At 68.6% G+C, this 17,588-nt stretch carries 12 protein-coding genes; 8 read left to right on the top strand and 4 right to left on the bottom strand.

Annotated features, from left to right (window positions below):
* Positions 1–138: 138 nt before the first annotated feature.
* From AB0M15_RS17955 to AB0M15_RS17940, 4 genes are all read left to right on the top strand, one after another.
* Positions 139–1,383, top strand: coding sequence for a DUF6350 family protein (locus tag AB0M15_RS17955; RefSeq protein WP_363819599.1), 1,245 nt, complete (start codon positions 139–141; stop codon positions 1,381–1,383).
* Positions 1,384–1,431: 48 nt separating this feature from the next.
* Positions 1,432–2,064, top strand: a complete 633-nt coding sequence (gene purN / locus AB0M15_RS17950) for a phosphoribosylglycinamide formyltransferase (protein WP_363819597.1) — start codon at positions 1,432–1,434, stop codon at positions 2,062–2,064.
* Positions 2,061–3,620: a bifunctional phosphoribosylaminoimidazolecarboxamide formyltransferase/IMP cyclohydrolase gene (gene purH / locus AB0M15_RS17945; RefSeq protein ID WP_363819595.1), complete on the top strand. Its 1,560-nt coding sequence runs from the start codon at positions 2,061–2,063 to the stop codon at positions 3,618–3,620. The genes purN and purH overlap by 4 nt, the downstream gene beginning before the upstream one ends.
* Positions 3,621–3,712: 92 nt before the next feature.
* Positions 3,713–4,993, top strand: coding sequence for a glycoside hydrolase family 18 protein (locus AB0M15_RS17940; RefSeq protein ID WP_363819593.1), 1,281 nt, complete (start codon positions 3,713–3,715; stop codon positions 4,991–4,993).
* Positions 4,994–5,054: 61 nt separating this feature from the next.
* Here the strand turns inward: AB0M15_RS17940 and AB0M15_RS17935 are convergent, their stop codons facing one another.
* The 3 genes from AB0M15_RS17935 to AB0M15_RS17925 all read right to left on the bottom strand — a co-directional run bounded on the left by AB0M15_RS17935 (position 5,055) and on the right by AB0M15_RS17925 (position 9,024).
* A complete protein-coding gene (locus AB0M15_RS17935; protein WP_363819591.1) occupies positions 5,055–6,041 on the bottom strand; it encodes a pirin family protein in 987 nt (328 codons plus the stop codon).
* 183 nt (positions 6,042–6,224) lie between these two features.
* Positions 6,225–8,396, bottom strand: coding sequence for an MMPL family transporter (locus tag AB0M15_RS17930; RefSeq protein WP_363819589.1), 2,172 nt, complete (start codon positions 8,394–8,396; stop codon positions 6,225–6,227).
* A gap of 73 nt (positions 8,397–8,469) precedes the next feature.
* Entirely contained in the window at positions 8,470–9,024 is a 555-nt protein-coding gene (locus AB0M15_RS17925) for a TetR/AcrR family transcriptional regulator (RefSeq protein WP_363819587.1), read from the bottom strand.
* A 101-nt stretch (positions 9,025–9,125) separates the two neighbouring features.
* On the opposite strand from AB0M15_RS17925, the gene AB0M15_RS17920 reads away from it, so the two are divergent.
* From AB0M15_RS17920 to AB0M15_RS17905, 4 genes are all read left to right on the top strand, one after another.
* Positions 9,126–10,007 carry a bifunctional methylenetetrahydrofolate dehydrogenase/methenyltetrahydrofolate cyclohydrolase gene (locus AB0M15_RS17920; RefSeq protein ID WP_363819584.1) on the top strand — a complete coding sequence of 294 codons (882 nt, stop codon included), beginning with the start codon at positions 9,126–9,128 and terminating at the stop codon, positions 10,005–10,007.
* A complete protein-coding gene (locus AB0M15_RS17915) occupies positions 10,007–10,276 on the top strand; it encodes a DUF3017 domain-containing protein (protein ID WP_363819582.1) in 270 nt (89 codons plus the stop codon). The genes AB0M15_RS17920 and AB0M15_RS17915 overlap by 1 nt, the downstream gene beginning before the upstream one ends.
* 169 nt (positions 10,277–10,445) lie before the next feature.
* Positions 10,446–13,787: a S8 family serine peptidase gene (locus AB0M15_RS17910; RefSeq protein WP_363819579.1), complete on the top strand. Its 3,342-nt coding sequence runs from the start codon at positions 10,446–10,448 to the stop codon at positions 13,785–13,787.
* A gap of 228 nt (positions 13,788–14,015) precedes the next feature.
* Positions 14,016–16,508 (top strand): glycosyltransferase, encoded by a 2,493-nt coding sequence (locus AB0M15_RS17905; protein WP_363819576.1) that lies wholly within the window; start codon positions 14,016–14,018, stop codon positions 16,506–16,508.
* A 54-nt stretch (positions 16,509–16,562) separates the two neighbouring features.
* On the opposite strand, the gene AB0M15_RS17900 is transcribed toward AB0M15_RS17905, so the two are convergent.
* The gene (locus tag AB0M15_RS17900; protein ID WP_363819574.1) at positions 16,563–17,555 is read right to left on the bottom strand and encodes a malate dehydrogenase; all 993 of its coding nucleotides are present in this window, start codon (positions 17,553–17,555) and stop codon (positions 16,563–16,565) included.
* Positions 17,556–17,588 lie beyond the last annotated feature (33 nt).

Genomic DNA, 17,588 nt, shown 5'->3' with positions numbered 1-17,588 from the left:
CCACCCGACGGTACCTGGTGGTCCGTCGTCATCCACCCCGAGTCCAAGCAAATAACAGAGAGCGAGCAGTGCCGAAGTCTTCCATATCCGGCGTGTCAGAACGAGCGGCGTCCAGGCAGCGAGTGACGATGGTGGTAGATGACCGACATGCTGAGCCGTCCGGGCGCCCGTGACGGCGGATCTCACCAGGCGCCCGGGCCCGCCCAGCCCGACGCCACCGCACCGACCAAGCCGGTGATCGTCTCGGCGGTGATCGGAGCAGGTGCTTGCCTGCTCACCGGACTACTGGCCTGCGCTGCCGTCGCAGTGGTCGGCTGGCTGGCCGCGGCCTTCGGTGGAGCGGCAGGTGCGGTCAGGGCCGGTGCCACTGTGTGGTTGGTCGCTCACAAGTCCGGTGCGACTCTCGGTGACGCACGACTCAGCGTTGCTCCGCTAGGGCTGACGCTGTTCCTCGCCTGGTGCCTGTACCGCGGTGGGCGCTTCACTGCCAGGGTCAGCGGGGCAGACGAGACCAAGGACCTCGCGCTGGCATCCGGAGTGCTCGCTGTCACCTACGGGCTGGGTGCGCTCATCATCGCGCTCCTTACCTCCGACGGCACGGTGAAGGTGTCCCCGGCGACAGCGTTCCTCGGTGCCGCCACACTGGCGATCATCGCGGGCACTGCCGGGATACTGGTCGAGTCCGGAGCCGCCAGCGACATAGTCGACGCCACGCCACAGGGCCTGCGCGATGTGATCCCTGCCGCCGCGGCCGCAGTACTGACGATCGTGGCCGTCGCCAGCCTCCTGTACGCCGTACTGCTGGCAGTCCATTTCTCCCGCGTCACCTCGATGCTGGAGTTGCTCGACGCCGGTGTGGTCGGCTCCGTGGTGCTCTTCGCCATCTGCTTGATGCTGCTGCCCAACGTGATCCTGTACGTCGTGGCGTTCCTCGCAGGCCCCGGCTTCCAACTCGGAGTCGGTACCACGATTGCCCCGACTGGGGTGGACGTCGGCAACCTGCCCGCGCTGCCGTTGCTGGCCGCAGTACCGGCTGACGGCGCTACCCCGACGTACCTGCTCGTACTGACGGCTCTGGTGCCGCTACTGGCTGGAGTGATGGCCGGGTTCGTGGTCGCTCGTCGTGGGATGGCAGCGGAGGACTCGGACGTGCTGGGCTGGGATGCGTTCGCTCTGCGCGGCGCGATCGCTGCCCTGCTGGCCGGGATCGCGCTGATGATGCTGATGCTGCTGTCGGGTGGCGCTGCCGGACCGGGCCGGATGTCGCAGGTAGGCGTCTCAGGCGCGATCCCAGCGGCCGGGGTGCTCATCGCAGGGATGGCGATCGGAGCGGCGATCACCGCTGCGGTGGTCACGGCCAGGCGTCCGCAGCCGACCGAGTAGCTCCACCGGATTCTCGTCCGGGCGGGCTCGGACGATATGGTTTGCCGAGTGACAGATCCGGTTGCGCCAACGCCTGAGCCCGCACGCCTCGTCGTGCTCATCTCGGGCTCCGGCTCGAACCTGCAGGCCCTGCTGGACGCCTCCGCGGATCCGGCGTACGGCGCCCAGGTGGTCGCCGTCGGCGCGGACCGGGACGGGATCGCCGGGCTCGAGCGGGCCGAGGCGGCCGGCGTGCCGACCTTCGTGCACAAGGTCAAGGACTACGCCGAGCGGGCCGACTGGGACCGCGCGCTGACGGCTTCCGTCGCCCAGTACAAGCCGGACCTGGTCGTCTCGGCCGGGTTCCTCAAGCTGGTCGGCGACGACTTCCTGGCCGGCTTCGGGGATCGCTACATCAACACCCACAACGCGCTGCTGCCCGCCTTCCCCGGCATCCACGGACCGCGCGACGCGCTCGCGTACGGCGTCAAGGTGGCCGGCGCGACGCTGTTCTTCGTCGACGGCGGGGTGGACACCGGGCCGATCATCAGCCAGGTCGTCGTACCGGTTCTCGATGACGACACCGAAGAAACCCTGACCGAGCGGATCAAGGACGACGAGCGCCGCCAGCTGGTGGAGTGGGTCGGCAAGCTGGTCCGCAACGGCTGGACCATCACCGGACGAAAGGTTCGACTGAAGTGAGCACCGACCGCAGGCCGATCCGCCGGGCGCTGATCAGCGTCTATGACAAGACCGGTCTGGAGGAGCTCGCGAAGGCCTTGTCCGACGCCGGGGTCCAGATCGTGTCGACCGGCTCCACCGCCTCGAAGATCGCGGCGGCCGGCGTACCGGTCACCAAGGTCGAGGACCTGACCGGCTTCCCCGAGTGCCTGGACGGGCGGGTCAAGACGCTGCACCCGAAGGTGCACGCCGGGCTGCTCGCCGACGTCCGCAAACCCGACCACGTCGAGCAGCTGGCCGAGATGCGGGTCGAGCCGTTCGACCTGCTGGTCAGCAACCTGTACCCGTTCAGCGAGACGGTCGCGTCCGGCGCCTCGGTCGACGAGTGCGTCGAGCAGATCGACATCGGCGGGCCGTCGATGGTCCGCGGCGCGGCCAAGAACCACGCGAACGTCGCCGTCGTGACGTCCCCGGAGCAGTACGCCGACGTCTACACCGTGCTGGACGAGGGCGGCTTCTCGCTGGACGAGCGCAAGAAGCTCGCCGCGGCGGCCTTCGCGCATACCGCGGAGTACGACGTGGCCGTCGCCTCCTGGATGGGCAACGTGCTCACCGACAGCAGCGAGGGCTCGGGCTTCCCGGCCTGGATCGGCGCGGCCTGGGACAAGAAGGCCGTCCTGCGCTACGGCGAGAACCCGCACCAGCCGGCCGCGCTCTACACCAACGGCCGGACGGGTCTGGCCTCCGCCGAGCAGCTGCACGGCAAGGAGATGTCGTACAACAACTACGTCGACGCGGACGCGGCCCGGCGGACGGCGTACGACTTCAGCGAGCCGGCCGTCGCGATCATCAAGCACGCGAACCCGTGTGGCATCGCGGTCGGCAAGGACATCGCCGAGGCGCACCGGCGCGCGCACGAGTGCGACCCGGTCTCGGCGTACGGCGGCGTGATCGCCACCAACCGCCCGGTCACGGTCGAGCTGGCCAAGCAGGTCGCGGAGATCTTCACCGAGGTGCTGGTCGCCCCGGCCTTCGAGGACGGCGCGGTCGAGATCCTGCAGGCCAAGAAGAACATCCGGCTGCTGGTCTGCCCGCCGATGAGCTTCGACCAGCCGGTCGAGCTGCGGGCGGTCAGCGGCGGTCTGCTGATGCAGGCGCGGGACGCGTTCCAGGCCGAGGGCGACAGCCCGGCGAAGTGGACGCTGGCAGCCGGCGAGGCCGTCTCCGACGAGGTGCTGGCCGACCTCGAGTTCGCCTGGAAGGCCTGCCGCGCGGTCAAGTCCAACGCGATCCTGCTCGCCTCCGACGGCGCCTCGGTCGGCGTCGGGATGGGCCAGGTCAACCGGGTCGACTCCTGCAAGCTGGCCGTCTCCCGGGCCGGTGAGCGCGCGGCCGGTTCGGTCGCCGCCTCCGACGCGTTCTTCCCGTTCCCGGACGGCCTCGAGGTGCTGCTGGAGGCCGGCGTGAAGGCCGTCGTCCAGCCCGGTGGCTCGATCCGTGACGACCTCGCCATCGAGGCCGCGAACAAGGCCGGCGTCACCATGTACTTCACCGGCACCCGGCACTTCTTCCACTGAGCCGAAATTGCTTTCGTAGAGACATTGCCTAAATAACTCGGCCCGACCTAGGGTGAGGCAACTGTCCCTCCACCCGCCCGTTGGGGAGAAGCATGTCGGTGAAACGTCGGAGTCTCGCGCTGCTCGTGGCAGCCGCGGTCGTGGTCCCTGTGGGCCTGACCGCGGTGCCAGCCGAGGCCCACACTCAGAAGCGCGTTGTCGGTTACTACACCCAGTGGAGCGGTTACGACCGCAACTTCCTGGTCAGTGACCTGGTCAAGAACGGTACGGCCGCCAAACTCACCCACCTCAACTACGCGTTCGGCTTCCTGGACCCGGCCGGCAACTGCGTCAGCAGTGACGCGTGGGCCGACTATCAGCGGCCGTTCACCGCCGAGCAGAGCGTCGACGGCACGGCGGACGTTGCCGGCCAGCCGCTGTCCGGCAACCTGAACCAGCTCAAGCAGCTGAAGAAGAAGTTCCCGAAGCTCCGGATCAGCATCTCGATCGGCGGCTGGACCGGGTCGAAGTACTTCTCGGACGCCGCGCTCACCCCGGCCAGCCGGGCCGCGAGCGTGAAGTCCTGCCTGGACATGTGGCTGAAGGGCAACCTGCCCGGCGCCCCGGCCGGGGCCGCGAAGGGCATCTTCGACGGCGTCGACCTGGACTGGGAATGGCCTGCCAGCGAGGGCAACCCGGGCAACATCGTCCGGCCCGAGGACAAGCAGAACTTCACCGCGCTGGTGCACGAGTACCGCAAGCAGCTCGACCGCGCCTCGTGGCCGTTCAGCGGCCGGTACAACCTGTCCGCGTTCCTGCCGGCCAACCCGGCGATGATCGACCGCGGCTTCGAGGTCCCGAAGATCTTCAAGGACCTCACCTTCGGTACGACCCAGGGCTACGACTACCACGGCACGTGGGAGCCGCTGACCAACCAGCAGTCCGCGATCGACGGCCCGAAGGGCGATCCGACCACGCCGGAGTTCAGCTCGCAGGTCACCATCGACTCGTACCTGACCCGCGGGGCGCGCCGGAACAAGCTCGTGATGGGCGTGCCGTTCTACTCGCACGGCTGGACCGGCGTCACCAACCAGAACAACGGCCTCTTCCAGCCCGCGACCGGCCCGGCGCCGTCGCGGTTCGAGGCCGGCACCGAGGACTACCGCGACCTCAAGGCGAAGCTGGCCGGCTTCACCATCCACCGGGACTCCAAGGCCGGGTTCGCCTGGCTGTTCGACGGTACGACGTTCTGGACCTGGGACGACCCGATCGAGATGAAGCGCAAGGCGCGCTACATCTCCGACCGCAACCTCGGCGGCGCGATGATCTGGTCCCTCGACGGCGACACCTCGAGCGGTGAACTGATCACCGCTCTGCACCGCAACCTTCGCTGACTTGAACGAGGACCGGCCCGACGCTCTCTCGAGCGCCGGGCCGGTCCTCTGTTGGTCCAGGTCAGTTGGATTCGTGCAGGTCGGTGCCGAGGCCGTGGACGGCGGGAATGGAGCCGAGCTTGCCGGCCTGGAAGTCCTCGAAGGCCTGGATGACCTCTTCGCGGGTGTTCATCACGAACGGGCCGGCCATCGCGATCGGCTCGCGGATCGGGCGGCCGCCGAGGATCAGTACGTCCAGGTTCGGCTCCGCGGACGGCTGCGAGAGCGCTGCGGCGGTACGGATCGTGTCGCCGGGGCCGAAGAGCGCGAGCTGGCCCTTGCGGATAGGGCGGTGCTCGGCGCCGACCGTGCCTTGGCCGGCCAGTACGTAGACGAGTGCGTTGTAGTCCGGCTGCCACGGGAGCACCATCTCGGCGCCCGGGCTGACTGTCGCGTGCACCAGTGTGATCGGGGTGTTGGTCGAGCCCGGGCCCTCGTGCCCGTCGACCGAGCCGGCGATCACGCGGATCAGCGCGCCACCGTCGGCGGTCGACAGCAGCGCCGAGTCGCCACCACGGATGTCCTGGTACTTCGGTGCCGCCCACTTCTGCGCCCGGGGCAGGTTCACCCAAAGCTGGATCCCGTGGAAGAGCCCGCCGCTCAGCACCAGGTGCTCCGGCGGCGTCTCGATGTGCAGCAGCCCACTACCGGCCGTCATCCACTGGGTGTCCCCGTTGGAGATGACGCCACCACCACCCTGCGAGTCCTGGTGCTCCATGATCCCGTCGAGCATGTACGTGACGGTCTCGAACCCCCGGTGCGGGTGCCACGGCGTGCCCTTCGGCTCACCCGGCGCGTACTCCACCTCACCCATCTGGTCCATGTGGATGAACGGATCCAAATCCTTCATATCCACACCAGCGAAGGCCCGCCGCACCGGAAACCCCTCACCCTCATACCCACTGGGCGCCGAGGTCACGGACCGCACCTTCCGCTCATTGGCCACCGCCGGATCCGGCTGGTGAACGCGCGGCAGGACGGTGATGTCGCTGACGGTGACGGCAGGCATGTCGCTCTCCTAGGTCGAGGTAGTTAAAGAATAAACTATCCACCTCAACCCCCACAACCCCCACCGCATTCCAGGCGCAACGAAGTGGCGACCTCGAACACCAAGTGGCGACCTTGAACAGGTAATAACGTGTTCAAGGTCGCCGTTTGGTGTTCAAGGTCGCCAGTCCTGGGCTGGGCTGGGCTAGTCGACGGCGACGAGTTCCTTGTCGGCCGGCTTGGTGGTGGGGTGGAGGGACTCGCCTTCTATGTCGACCTTGGGGGTGATTCGGTCGAGCCAGCGGGGGAAGGACCAGGCTCGGTCGCCTAGCAGGGAGAGGACTGCGGGGACGATGGACATCCGGACCACGAAGGCGTCGATGAGGACGCCGATGGTGAGGCCGAAGCCGATGGTTTTGATGATCGGGTCCTCGACCAGGATGAAGCCGGCGAAGACGGCGGCCATGATGAGGGCGGCGGCGGTGACTACCCGGGCGCCGTGGCCTACACCTTGGATGGTTGCCTCGGTGGCGTGTTTGCCGTGCACGAACTCCTCGCGGACCCGGGACACGATGAAGACCTCGTAGTCCATCGCCAGGCCGAACAGGATGCCCATCATGATGATCGGCAGGAAGCTGACCAGTGGTCCGGGGGAGTCGACGCCGAGCAATGACGCGCCCCAGCCCTTCTGGAACACCCCGACGGTGATGCCGAAGGTCGCGCCGATCGTCAGCAGGAAGCCGAGCGTCGCCTTCAGCGGCACCAGGATCGACCGGAACGCCAGCAGCAACAGCAGGAACGACAGCCCGATCACGACGAGCAGGTAGACCGGCAGCGCGTTGGTCAGCTTGTTGGAGACGTCCACCCCGACCGCGGTGTTACCAGTGACCGACACCGTCGTACCACCGGCCTCCAGCGGATGGATCGCGGTCCGGAGATCCTTCACCAGGTCGGCCGTCTGCTCCGACGCCGGCCCGCTCTTCGGGATCACCGTGACCAGCCGCGTCGAGCCGTCCTTGCTGCCCGGCCCAGGCTGTACTGCGATCACGTCGGCCAACCCCTTGGCCTTCCCCATCACCTGGTCGACCGCAGCAGCCGACGTCGCCGCGCTGTCGCTCTTCACCACAACCACCAGCGGCCCGTTCGAGCCCGGCCCGAAGGCCGCCGCCGCCAAGTCATACGCGACCCGCTGGTTCGTACCAGCCGCAGCCGATGCCCCATCCGGCAGCGCCAACCGCATGTCCTGCGTCGGAATCGCCAGTACCCCGAGCCCAATGATGCCCACGGCAACAATCGGGATCCGGAACCGGGTCACCAGCCGCGCCCACCGGAAGCCGAAGCCCTCGACCACCGGAGCGACCGCAACCTTGCGAGTCTTCCGCGGCAGCACCCGCCGACCCATGAAGCCGAGCAAAGCCGGCCCCAGAGTCAAAGCAACCAGTACTGCGGTAAGCACCGTCGCAGCAGCAGCCAACCCCATGGCCGTCAGGAACGGAACCCCCACAACACTCAACCCAGCAAGGGCAATCACCACAGTCGCCCCGGCGAACATCACCGCCGACCCAGCCGTCGCGGTAGCCCTGCCGACGGACTCCTCGATCTCCATCCCCGCCGCCAGCTGCGACCGATGCCGCGAGCTGATGAACAACGCGTAGTCGATCCCGACCGCCAGCCCCAGCATCAACGCCAGGATCGGCGCCGTCGACGAGACGTCCACGAACGAGGTGACGATGAACAACCCCGCCATCCCGGCCAGTACGCCGAGCAGCGCCGTCAGCAACGTCATCCCGGCCGCGACCAGCGAGCCGAACGTGATGACCAGGACCAGCGCCGCGACCGCGACCCCAATCGCCTCGGTCGAGCCGATCGCCGGCGGTCCACCGACGATCTGCCCACCCGGTACGACCTCCAGGTCACCCGAGCTGAGCGACTTCAGGTTGTCGTAGGCCTCGGTGCTCTCCTTGGACAGCTGATCGGCGGCCTTGTCGAACTGGACGCTGATCAAAGCCGTCGTACCGTCCGGGCTGATCGCCTTGCTGGTGAACGGATCGATCGCCGCGATCACCTCAGGCACCTGGGCGGCCTTCGCGACCGTCGCGCCGACCGCCGCCTTCACGGCCGGGTCGGTCAGCTTCTTGCCGTCGGGCGCCTTGACGACCACCGAGGACGAGGCGCCGCTGGCGGCCGGCAGGTCCTTCTGCAGCGCGTCCAGCGCCCGCTGCGACTCGGTCCCGGGGATCGAGAAGGCGTTCGTCGTCCCGCCGCCGAGCGTCAGCGCGCCGACGCCGAGCAGGATCAGGACGAAGGTCCAGATCGCCGCGACGAGCCGCCGCCGCTGGTAGGAGAACCGGCCGAGCCGGTACAGGAGATTGGCCATCAGAATGCGTCCGTTTCGCTGGAGCGTGGTGGGCAGGGGATGGAACCGGGGCGGCGGCCCCGGCACGTGGTGGTCAGGCCGGTGGCCGGAGGAGCCGGCGCAGCGCGGTGTCGCAGAGTTCGTGCAGTTCGGCATCGGTGCGTTCGCCGGGATGGCGGCACTCGCCGAGCAGCCCGTTGATGGCGAACTTCGCGATGTCCAGCTCGAGCTGGTTGCCGGTGCCACCGGCGAGCAATCCGGTCAGTCGGAGCCCCTCGGCGACCAGCTCACTGAATTCGGGCATCTCGCCGAGCGACCCGAAGAGGTCCTGCAGCACGCTGATCAGTCCGCGGAACTCGACCGCCAGCTCCACGAACCGGCCGATAGCCAGCTCCTGCGCCTCGGCGGCCGGCAGTGCCGACGCCTCCGCGACCAGCTTGCTCAGCGCCGTGTGAGACGGCTCGAGTACCGCGACGAGGACGCCCGTCTTGTCGCTGAAGTGGTAGAGCACGGTCGCCTTGGAGCAGCCGGCCGCGGTGGCGATGTCCTGCAGGGAGGTGGCGTTGTAGCCCTTCTCCTGGAACAGGGCCATCGCCTGCTGCAGGATCTCGCGCCGGGTGCGCTCGCGGACCGGGGTGTTCGTTGCCATGCCTCCCATAGTTCCTGACCGCTCGGCCAGTTTTCAACCGATCGGTCAGGATTGTGCTCCAGTTCACGCCGAGAGCGGCAGGCCTGGCAGACTCCGGTGTTGTGACGGCGGAGATTCTGGACGGAAAAGCGACTGCGGCGGCGATCAAGAGCGAGCTGGCGGTCCGGGTGGCCAAACTCGCCGAGCAGGGCGTGGTGCCCGGGCTCGGCACGATCCTGGTCGGCGACGACCCGGGCAGCCGGGCGTACGTGGCCGGCAAGCACCGCGACTGCGCGGCGGTCGGGATCTCCTCGATCCAGGTCGAGCTGCCGGACACCGCGACCCAGGACGAGATCGCGGCGAAGGTGGTCGAGCTCAACGAGAACCCGGAGTGCACCGGCTTCATCGTCCAGCTCCCGCTGCCCAAGCACGTCGACACCAACGAGATCCTCGGCCTGATCGACCCGGCCAAGGACGCCGACGGCCTGCACCCGATGAGCCTCGGCAAGCTCGTCCTCGGCCAGGACGGCCCGCTGCCGTGCACCCCCAAGGGCTGCGTCGAGATCCTCCGTCGGTACGACGTACCGATCGCCGGCGCCCATGTGGTCGTCGTCGGCCGCGGCGTCACGGCCGGCCGGCCGATGGGCCTGCTGTTCACCCGGCGCTCCGAGAACGCGACCGTGACCCAGTGCCACACCGGCACGAAGGACCTGGCCGGCGTCGTACGGACGGCCGACATCGTCATCGCCGCCGCGGGCTCGGCCGGGCTGATCACCGCCGACATGGTCAAGCCGGGCGCCGTCCTGCTGGACGTCGGCACCAGCCGCAACGCCGAGGGCAAGATCGTCGGCGACATCGACGACGCCGCCCGCGAGGTGGCCAGCTGGATCGCGCCGATGCCGGGCGGGATCGGCCCGATGACCCGGGCGATGCTGCTCACCAACGTCGTCGAGGCGGCGGAGGCCGCCCAGACGGCGAGTGCACAGGCAGCCAGCGCCGGGTGATGGCAGCGCAGGCTGAGCGGCGCTCCGAGTGGCCGCTGGTGATGTCCGGACTGGTCGCCATGACCGGTCTGGTCGTCCTCACCTTCTACAACTGGCGCAACGGCGTGCTGATCTTCGCCGGCGGCGTGCTGTTCGCCGCGCTGCTCCGGCTCAGCCTGAGTGACGGCGCGGCCGGGCTGCTCCGGGTCCGCGGCCGGATGTTCGACATCTTCCTGCTGGTCGGCGTCGGCGCCGCGATCGCCATCCTCGGTCTGATCGTCCCCAACTGACGATCTGAGGCATTGGTCTGGCCGATATTGACCCGATCGGGTCAATGTCGGCCGGCCGAGCAACGTTGCATGGGGGGATAGACGTCTCACCCAATGTGTCGTCCTGCACCCGCACTGTGAGGTCACAGGGCGGCACCTGTTGAGGACAACCAATTGGGAGGGACTCATCGTGAGATCGAGATCCAGATCGCGGCGACTCGGGCTGACCGCAGTCGCCTCGCTGGCCGTGCTGAGCTTGGGCGTCACCGCCATCGGGCAAGCACAAGCGAGCACGCCGGAACCGTCCGGTACGACGAAGTCGAAAGCAACAGGCAAGGTGGCCGCACCCGACCGGGTCGTCACCCTGCTCACGGGTGACAAGGTCACGCTGCAAGGCGGCGACCCGGCCAAGGCGTCCATCCAGCCGGGACCTGGGCGGCGTGGCGTGACGTTCCGGGCCACCCGGCAGAAGGACCGGCTGCTGGTGATTCCGTCCGACGTCAGCGCGGCGGTGACGTCGGGCCGGCTCGACAGCCGCCTGTTCGACGTCGCCGGGCTGATCAAGGCCGGGTACGACGACAAGTCGAGCAAGGTGATCCCGCTCGTCGTCACCTATCAGGGCAAGGCGAAACGGTCCGCTCCCGCCGGTGCGACCGTCAGCCGGAACCTGCCGGTGATCAACGGTGCCGCGCTCAAGGTGGACAAGCAGAACGCCGCCGCCTTCCTGAACAGCGCGCAAGAGCGTTCGGCCAGTGGGATCGACAAGATCTGGCTGGACGGCAAACGGCACATCTCGCTGGACCAATCCGTTCCGCAGATCGGCGCCCCCGAGGCCTGGAAGGCCGGCTACACCGGCAAGGGCGTCTCGGTCGCGGTGCTCGACACCGGGATCGACGCGACCCACCCGGACCTGGCCACTCAGGTGGCGGGCGCGAAGAACTTCACCGACGGCCCGGCCGGTGACGACGTCGGCCACGGCACCCACGTCGCCTCGACGATCGCCGGTACCGCGGCCGCGTCGGCCGGCAAGTACAAGGGCGTCGCTCCGGACGCGAAGCTGTACGACGGCAAGGTGTGCCAGCTGGACGGCTGCCCCGACTCCGCGATCCTGGCCGGGATGGAGTGGGCCGCGAACGAGGTGAAGGCGAAGGTCGTCAACATCAGCCTCGGCGGTCAGGACACCCCGGAACTCGACCCGATCGAGGAGGCCGTCAACCGGCTGACCGCGCAGACCGGCACGCTGTTCGTCGTCGCGGCCGGCAACAGCGGCCCGGGCGCCGGATCGATCGAGTCGCCGGGCAGCGCGGACGCCGCGCTCACCGTCGGAGCAGTCGACAAGCAGGACCAGCTCGCGTTCTTCTCCAGCCGCGGACCGCGGACCGGCGACGGCGCGCTCAAGCCGGACGTGACCGCGCCCGGCGTCGACATCGTCGCGGCCAGGGCCAAGGACGGCGTGATCGGCGAACCGGTCGGCGACAAGTACCTGCGGCTGTCCGGTACGTCGATGGCGACCCCGCACACCGTCGGGGCGGCCGCGATCCTGGCCCAGCAGCATCCGACCTGGAAGGCGACCGAGCTCAAGGGCGCGCTGATGGCGTCGGCCAAGGTCGCCGCCGGCCAGTCCGCGTTCGAGCAGGGCGCCGGGCGGATCGACGTGGCGAAGGCGATCAAGCAGTCCGTCATCGCCGAGCCGGGCAGCGTCTCGTTCGGTACGGCGCAGTGGCCGCACACCGATGACACCCCGGTGACCAAGACGATCACCTATCGCAACCTGGGCGACCAGGCCGTGACGCTGGCGCTGTCCGCTTCGCTGGCCGACTCCACCGGCGCCCCGGCTCCTGCCGGCGCACTCAAGCTGAGCGCGTCCTCGGTGACCGTGCCTGCCGGTGGTACCGCGACCGTCCAGGCGACCTCGAACACCAACAACAGCGGGCCGGACGGCCTGTACTCCGGCCGGGTCACCGCGACCTCGGCCGGTGCTTCCGTGGTTTCCCCGGTCGGCGTGAACAAGGAGGTCGAGAGCTACACGCTGACGCTCAACCAGGTCGGTCTCGACGGCAAGCCGACCGCTGACGGCGGCGCGCTGGTCTTCGGCGTCACGACGCCCTGGTTCGACTTCTACGGCGACCCGAGCGGTACGTCGAAGGTCAGGCTGCCCAAGGGCGACTACCTGCTGCAGGGTGACCAGACGGTCCAGCGGCCGGACTCGGACGTCTACGACAGCTACACGGTCGTCCAGCCGCTGCTGAAGTTGACCAGCGACAAGACGGTCGTGTTCGACGCCCGCACGACCAAGCCGGTCGTCACCACGGTTCCGAACAAGGACGCCAAGGTGTTCCTGGCCGACGTCGGCTACGACCGGGCAGGTACCGACGAGACGGGCAGCCTGAGCTCGAGCATCCTGGCCTTCGACTTCGACGGACTGCACACCGCCAACCTGGGCGGGCCGGCCCCGGCCGGTCAGATGGCCTCGCACGTCGTCTCCGACTGGGGGCAGCTGACCGCCGATGGCAGGTTCGCCAACTCGCCGTACCTGTACGGGCTGGTGAACACCAAGCCGGACGTGTTCTTCGACGGGTTCGTGCGCACGGTCCGGGCCAAGGACCTGGCGACGGTGACGCAGTCGATCAACGCCACCGCCGATCGCCAGGCCGAGCGAACGGTCTACGCCCATGCGCCCGGTCTGGGTGGCTCCTGGACGCCGATCGTGCCCTACGACCTGCCGGCCAAGACGAAGCTGTACGTCGATCCCGCGCCGGCCGGCTGGGAGACCGAGGTGTCGGAGATCATGCCGAGCACCGATCCGCAGGACCCGTTCCCGATCACGGTGACCCGGCTGACCTCGCCGATCCACTCGTACAAGGCGGGTAAGTCGTACCGGGAGCGCTTCAACGCTGCGGTCTTCGCGCCGACGCCGTTCTACACGACGCGGACGGGCAACGAGCTGGAGCTGGGGATCTTCTCGAGCACGGACGCCGACGGCAACGTCGGGGTGACCGCCGCGGACAGTCAGGGCAGCAAGCTCTACCGGAACGGGCAACTCGCCGGTGAGTCCGACTGGTTCGGCGATCTCGTGGTCGGCGACCTGCCGGCGGGCAAGGCGGCGTACAAGTACGTCACCTCGCTGGACCGGTCGTCGCTGCTGAAGCAGTCGAGCAAGACCGAGCTGATCTTCACCTTCAACTCGGCCGGGTCCGACAAGCCGCAGGCGATCCCGCTGCGGACGGTGGGCTACATGCCCGCGGTCGACAGCAAGAACACGGTGAAGCGGTCGACGGTCTCCGTGCTGCCGGTTCACCTGACGGCACAGCCCGGAAGTACCAAGCTGCCGGCCGTGAAGAAGCTGGAGCTGAAGGTCTCCGGCGATGACGGCAAGACCTGGAAGTCGGCCGCGGTGGTGCGGACCCGCTCCGGATACCAAGCGATCTTCGTCACGCCCAAGGGTGGCGCGGTGTCGCTGAAGGCCCACCTGGTCGACGCCGCCGGCAACACGACGGACCAGACCACGATCGGGGCCTACCAGTTCCGGTGAAAAACACTACCCAGTGAACTGAGCTGATCACTGCGAGAGACCCCCGGACGCCGCCGGGGGTCTCTTCGTTGTCGGCTGGGCGAACTTTGCATGTTCTTGCAGCCGCAAGGAGCAACTTCCAGCCGGTCGTGCCCCATCTACAAGGCAGAATAACCAACCGGTCTGGACCGTAAGACCGCATAGGGTTGGCGCGGCGCAGGCGACGAAGACGACGGGAACTGAGGCTCAGTGGCAACGGCAGAACACGTCGTGATGATGGTGGCGAACGGCATCGACAACGACAGCAGGGTCCTGAAGGAAGCGATGGCGATCTCCCGTACCGGGGTACGGGTCACGTTGCTGGGGGTTTCTCCGGACGGCGTCTTGTCGATGAAGTGCCTGGACGGCAACACGGTGATGGCCCGGCTGCCGAGCGCCTTCCCGCTCCGCGACGACCGCCGGCGCCGCCGGGCCCGGCGACGCGCTCGCCGGTTGCCCTTGCTGGGTTACAAGTCCGCCGTCGACGCCGCGGCCCGGGAAGCCCGGATCGCGGCGCGGCTGGCCGATCTGAAGGCTGAGTCGGGCGACGCGGTCGGCGCCAAGCGCGCCGGTTCCGCGAGTCCGGTCGGCTTCCGGCTGGGCGTTCTGTCCCGGGTGGTCCGGCAGCGCTGGCTGGGTGCCGCGTCGGTCGGCGTCCGCCTTCGGCGGGACTTCATGCTGAGGCAGAACAACGTGTTCGCGAAGAGCTGGGCCTGGTACGACGGCCGGGTGGCCAAGATGGAACGCCCGGTCTCCTGGCGCGAGGTCGTGCCCGAGGCCTGGGACTACGAGCAGATCTTCGGCCAGGTCCTCGACGAGCTGGCCCCGGACGTGCTGCACGCCCACGACATGCACCTGGTCGGCGTGGCCGCTCGCGCCAAGGCCCGGGCGAAGCTGCGCGGCCGCGACCTCAAGGTCGTCTACGACGCGCACGAGTACGTGCCCGGCCTCGCGCAGTACGGGCACCGCACGCCGCGGTGGATCGCGGCGTGGGCCGATCACGAGACGAAGTACCTCGGCGCGGCCGACCGGGTGATCACGGTCAGCTCCGCGATCGCCCAGCGGCTGAAGGAGGAGAACAACCTCGATCACCTGCCGCAGATCATTCTCAACACCCCGGACATTCCCAGGGAAATCGAGCTGTCGCAGGACATCCGGACCGTGACCGGGCTGCCCGCCGAGACTCCGTTGCTGGTCTACAGCGGTGGCATCACGCCGGTACGAGGGGTCGAGACCGCCGTCAGGGCGATGCCGAACATGCCTGACGTGCACCTCGCTGTGGTGGCCGTGCCGTCGCCGGATCAGCCGGCGGTCGCGGTACTGCGCAAGCTCGCCATCAGGCTCGGTGTCGAGGACCGGATGCACTACCTGTCCCCGGTCGCGCCGCACGAGGTGACCGCGTTCCTCTCGACCGCGGACGCCGGCATCATCCCGATGCTGCGGGCGCCGAACCACGAGATGGCGATGCCGAACAAGCTGTTCGAGTACAGCCTGGGCGGTCTGCCGGTGCTGGTCAGCGACATGGCCAGCATGAAGGGGTTCGTGGCCGAGTTCGGGATCGGCGAGTCCTTCGAGGCCGGCAACCCCGAAGACCTGGCGGAGAAGGCGAAACTGCTGCTCAGCCACACCAACAAATACCGCGAGCGGCTGGCCTCGCCGACGTTCAAGCAGGAAGCCGCGTGGAGTGGCCAGGCCGACAAGCTGCGGGTCCTGTACGGCGAGTTGCTCGGCCGCGAGTTGGCCGTCGAGCCGCCGCCCGCGCCGGGCCGGTCCCGGGTGCTGATCGGGCCGACGAACACGGATGGCCAGGCGTGGGCCTGGGCGCGCGCAGTCGAGCGTCACCTGCCAGGCATCGAGGGCGAGTCGCTGCAGGTGGGCGGCGTGGCCGACGAGTTCGGCGTCGACCGGGTCGCGGGCTCGGCGGAGTACAAGAAGAGCGTCGGCTGGCGGATCGAGCATGCCGACCAGATGCTGGAGAACGGGGTCAGCCACGTCCTGTTCGAGTCCGGCCATGCGCTGCTCGGTCAGACCGCGCTGCAGTGGTTCACCAAGGATCTGGAGTTCCTCGAGTCCTCCGGGATCGCGCACGGCGTCGTCTTCCACTCGGCGGATGTCCGTGACCGCCGGTGGGAGGTCACCCGGGAGCGGCTGGCGGAGTACGAGGGGCCGCGGTTCGTGACGGCGCCCGACCTGGTGGACTCGGTCGAGTACAGCGTCTGGCTGCCGGTCGTCATCGACGCCGTCGACCCGGCGTCGAGCACGCCGGTGCTGGAGCGGGAGACTCCGGTCGTCCTGCACCTCGGGATGGTCGATCCGGTGCTCACCGACCTGCACGACCTCGGGCTGATCGAATACCAGACGATCGAGGACCGGACACGCGCCGAGCTGCTGGCGCTGGCGCGGACCGCGGACATCGTGGTGGAGGACCTGAGGTTCGGCTCGTACGGCGTACTGGCGGCCGAGGCGATGGCTGCCGGGCGGGTGGTGGTCGGGCGGATCTCGCAGCGGGTGCGGGACCGGCTGCCGATGGAGGTACCGATCGTGCAGGCGGATCCGGGCGAGCTGCGCACGGTGGTCGAACGGCTGATCGGGGATCGGGAAGCGGCGCAGAAGACAGCCGCTGCCGGGCCGATCTACATCGGCGAGGTGCACGACGGCCGCCGGTCGGCCGAGGCGCTGGCGACCTTCCTCGGCAAGGCCTGAAGGACAGCGAAAAGCCCCCGGACGCTCGTCCGGGGGCTTCTGCGTTGCGGGTGGTCAGCCGATCAGGCCGAGCGCCTTGACCGCGTCGCGCTCCTCACCGAGCTCCTTGGTGCTGGCGTCGATCTTGCCGCGGGAGAAGTCGTTGATCTCCAGGCCCTGAACGATCTCCCAGTTGCCGTCCTTGGCGGTCACCGGGAACGACGAGATGATGCCCTCGGGCACACCGTACGAGCCGTCGGAGACGACCGCCATCGACAGCCAGGAGCCCTCCTCGGAGCCCTTGACCCAGTCACGCACGTGGTCGATCGTCGCGGCCGCGGCGGAGGCGGCGCTGGACGAACCGCGGGCCTCGATGATCGCGGCGCCGCGCTTCTGCGTGGTCGGCAGGAAGTCGTTCTCGATCCAGTCCTGGTCGTTGATCACCTCGACCGCGCTCTTGCCACCCACCTCGGCGTGGAAGATGTCCGGGTACTGCGTCGAGGAGTGGTTACCCCAGATCGTCAGCTTCTTGATGTCGGTGACCGGGGCGCCGGTCTTCTTGGCGATCTGGGCGATCGCGCGGTTGTGGTCGAGCCGGGTCAGGGCGGAGAACCGCTCGGCCGGGATGTCCGGCGCGTTGGACTTGGCGATCAGCGCGTTGGTGTTGGCAGGGTTGCCGGTGACGGTGATCCGGATGTCGTCGGCGGCGTGCTCGTTCAGCGCCTTGCCCTGGACGGTGAAGATCGCGCCGTTGGCCTCCAGCAGGTCGCCGCGCTCCATCCCCTTGGTGCGGGGACGGGCACCGACCAGCAGGGCCAGGTTCGCGCCGTCGAAGATCTTGTTGGCGTCGTCGCCGATCTCGACCCCGGCCAGCGTCGGGAACGCGCTGTCGTCGAGCTCCATCACCACCCCTTCGAGCGCCTTCAGCGCCGGGGTCACCTCCAGCAGCCGCAGCTCGACCGGCGTGTCCGGCCCGAGCAGCGCCCCGCTCGCGATCCGGAACAGCAAGCTGTATCCGATCTGACCGGCGCCGCCGGTGATGGCGACCTTCACTGGGGTTCTGCTCACGACACGCTCCTCAAAGGATTAAGACGGACTTCC

Origin of the sequence: Kribbella sp. NPDC051718 (assembly GCF_040681515.1) — a bacterium.
Lineage (GTDB): Bacteria > Actinomycetota > Actinomycetes > Propionibacteriales > Kribbellaceae > Kribbella.
The sequence above is the reverse complement of the archived record's forward strand: the minus strand, read 5'-3'. Positions and strand labels throughout refer to the sequence as shown.

Excerpts from the sequence above, each read along its gene's own strand:
- AB0M15_RS17915 (WP_363819582.1), top strand. The coding sequence starts at position 10,007 with ATGGCAGCGCAGGCTGAGCGGCGCTCCGAGTGGCCGCTGGTGATGTCC.
- AB0M15_RS17930 (WP_363819589.1), bottom strand. The coding sequence starts at position 8,396 with ATGGCCAATCTCCTGTACCGGCTCGGCCGGTTCTCCTACCAGCGGCGG.
- AB0M15_RS17955 (WP_363819599.1), top strand. The coding sequence starts at position 139 with ATGACCGACATGCTGAGCCGTCCGGGCGCCCGTGACGGCGGATCTCAC.
- AB0M15_RS17940 (WP_363819593.1), top strand. The coding sequence starts at position 3,713 with ATGTCGGTGAAACGTCGGAGTCTCGCGCTGCTCGTGGCAGCCGCGGTC.
- AB0M15_RS17925 (WP_363819587.1), bottom strand. The coding sequence starts at position 9,024 with ATGGCAACGAACACCCCGGTCCGCGAGCGCACCCGGCGCGAGATCCTG.
- AB0M15_RS17935 (WP_363819591.1), bottom strand. The coding sequence starts at position 6,041 with ATGCCTGCCGTCACCGTCAGCGACATCACCGTCCTGCCGCGCGTTCAC.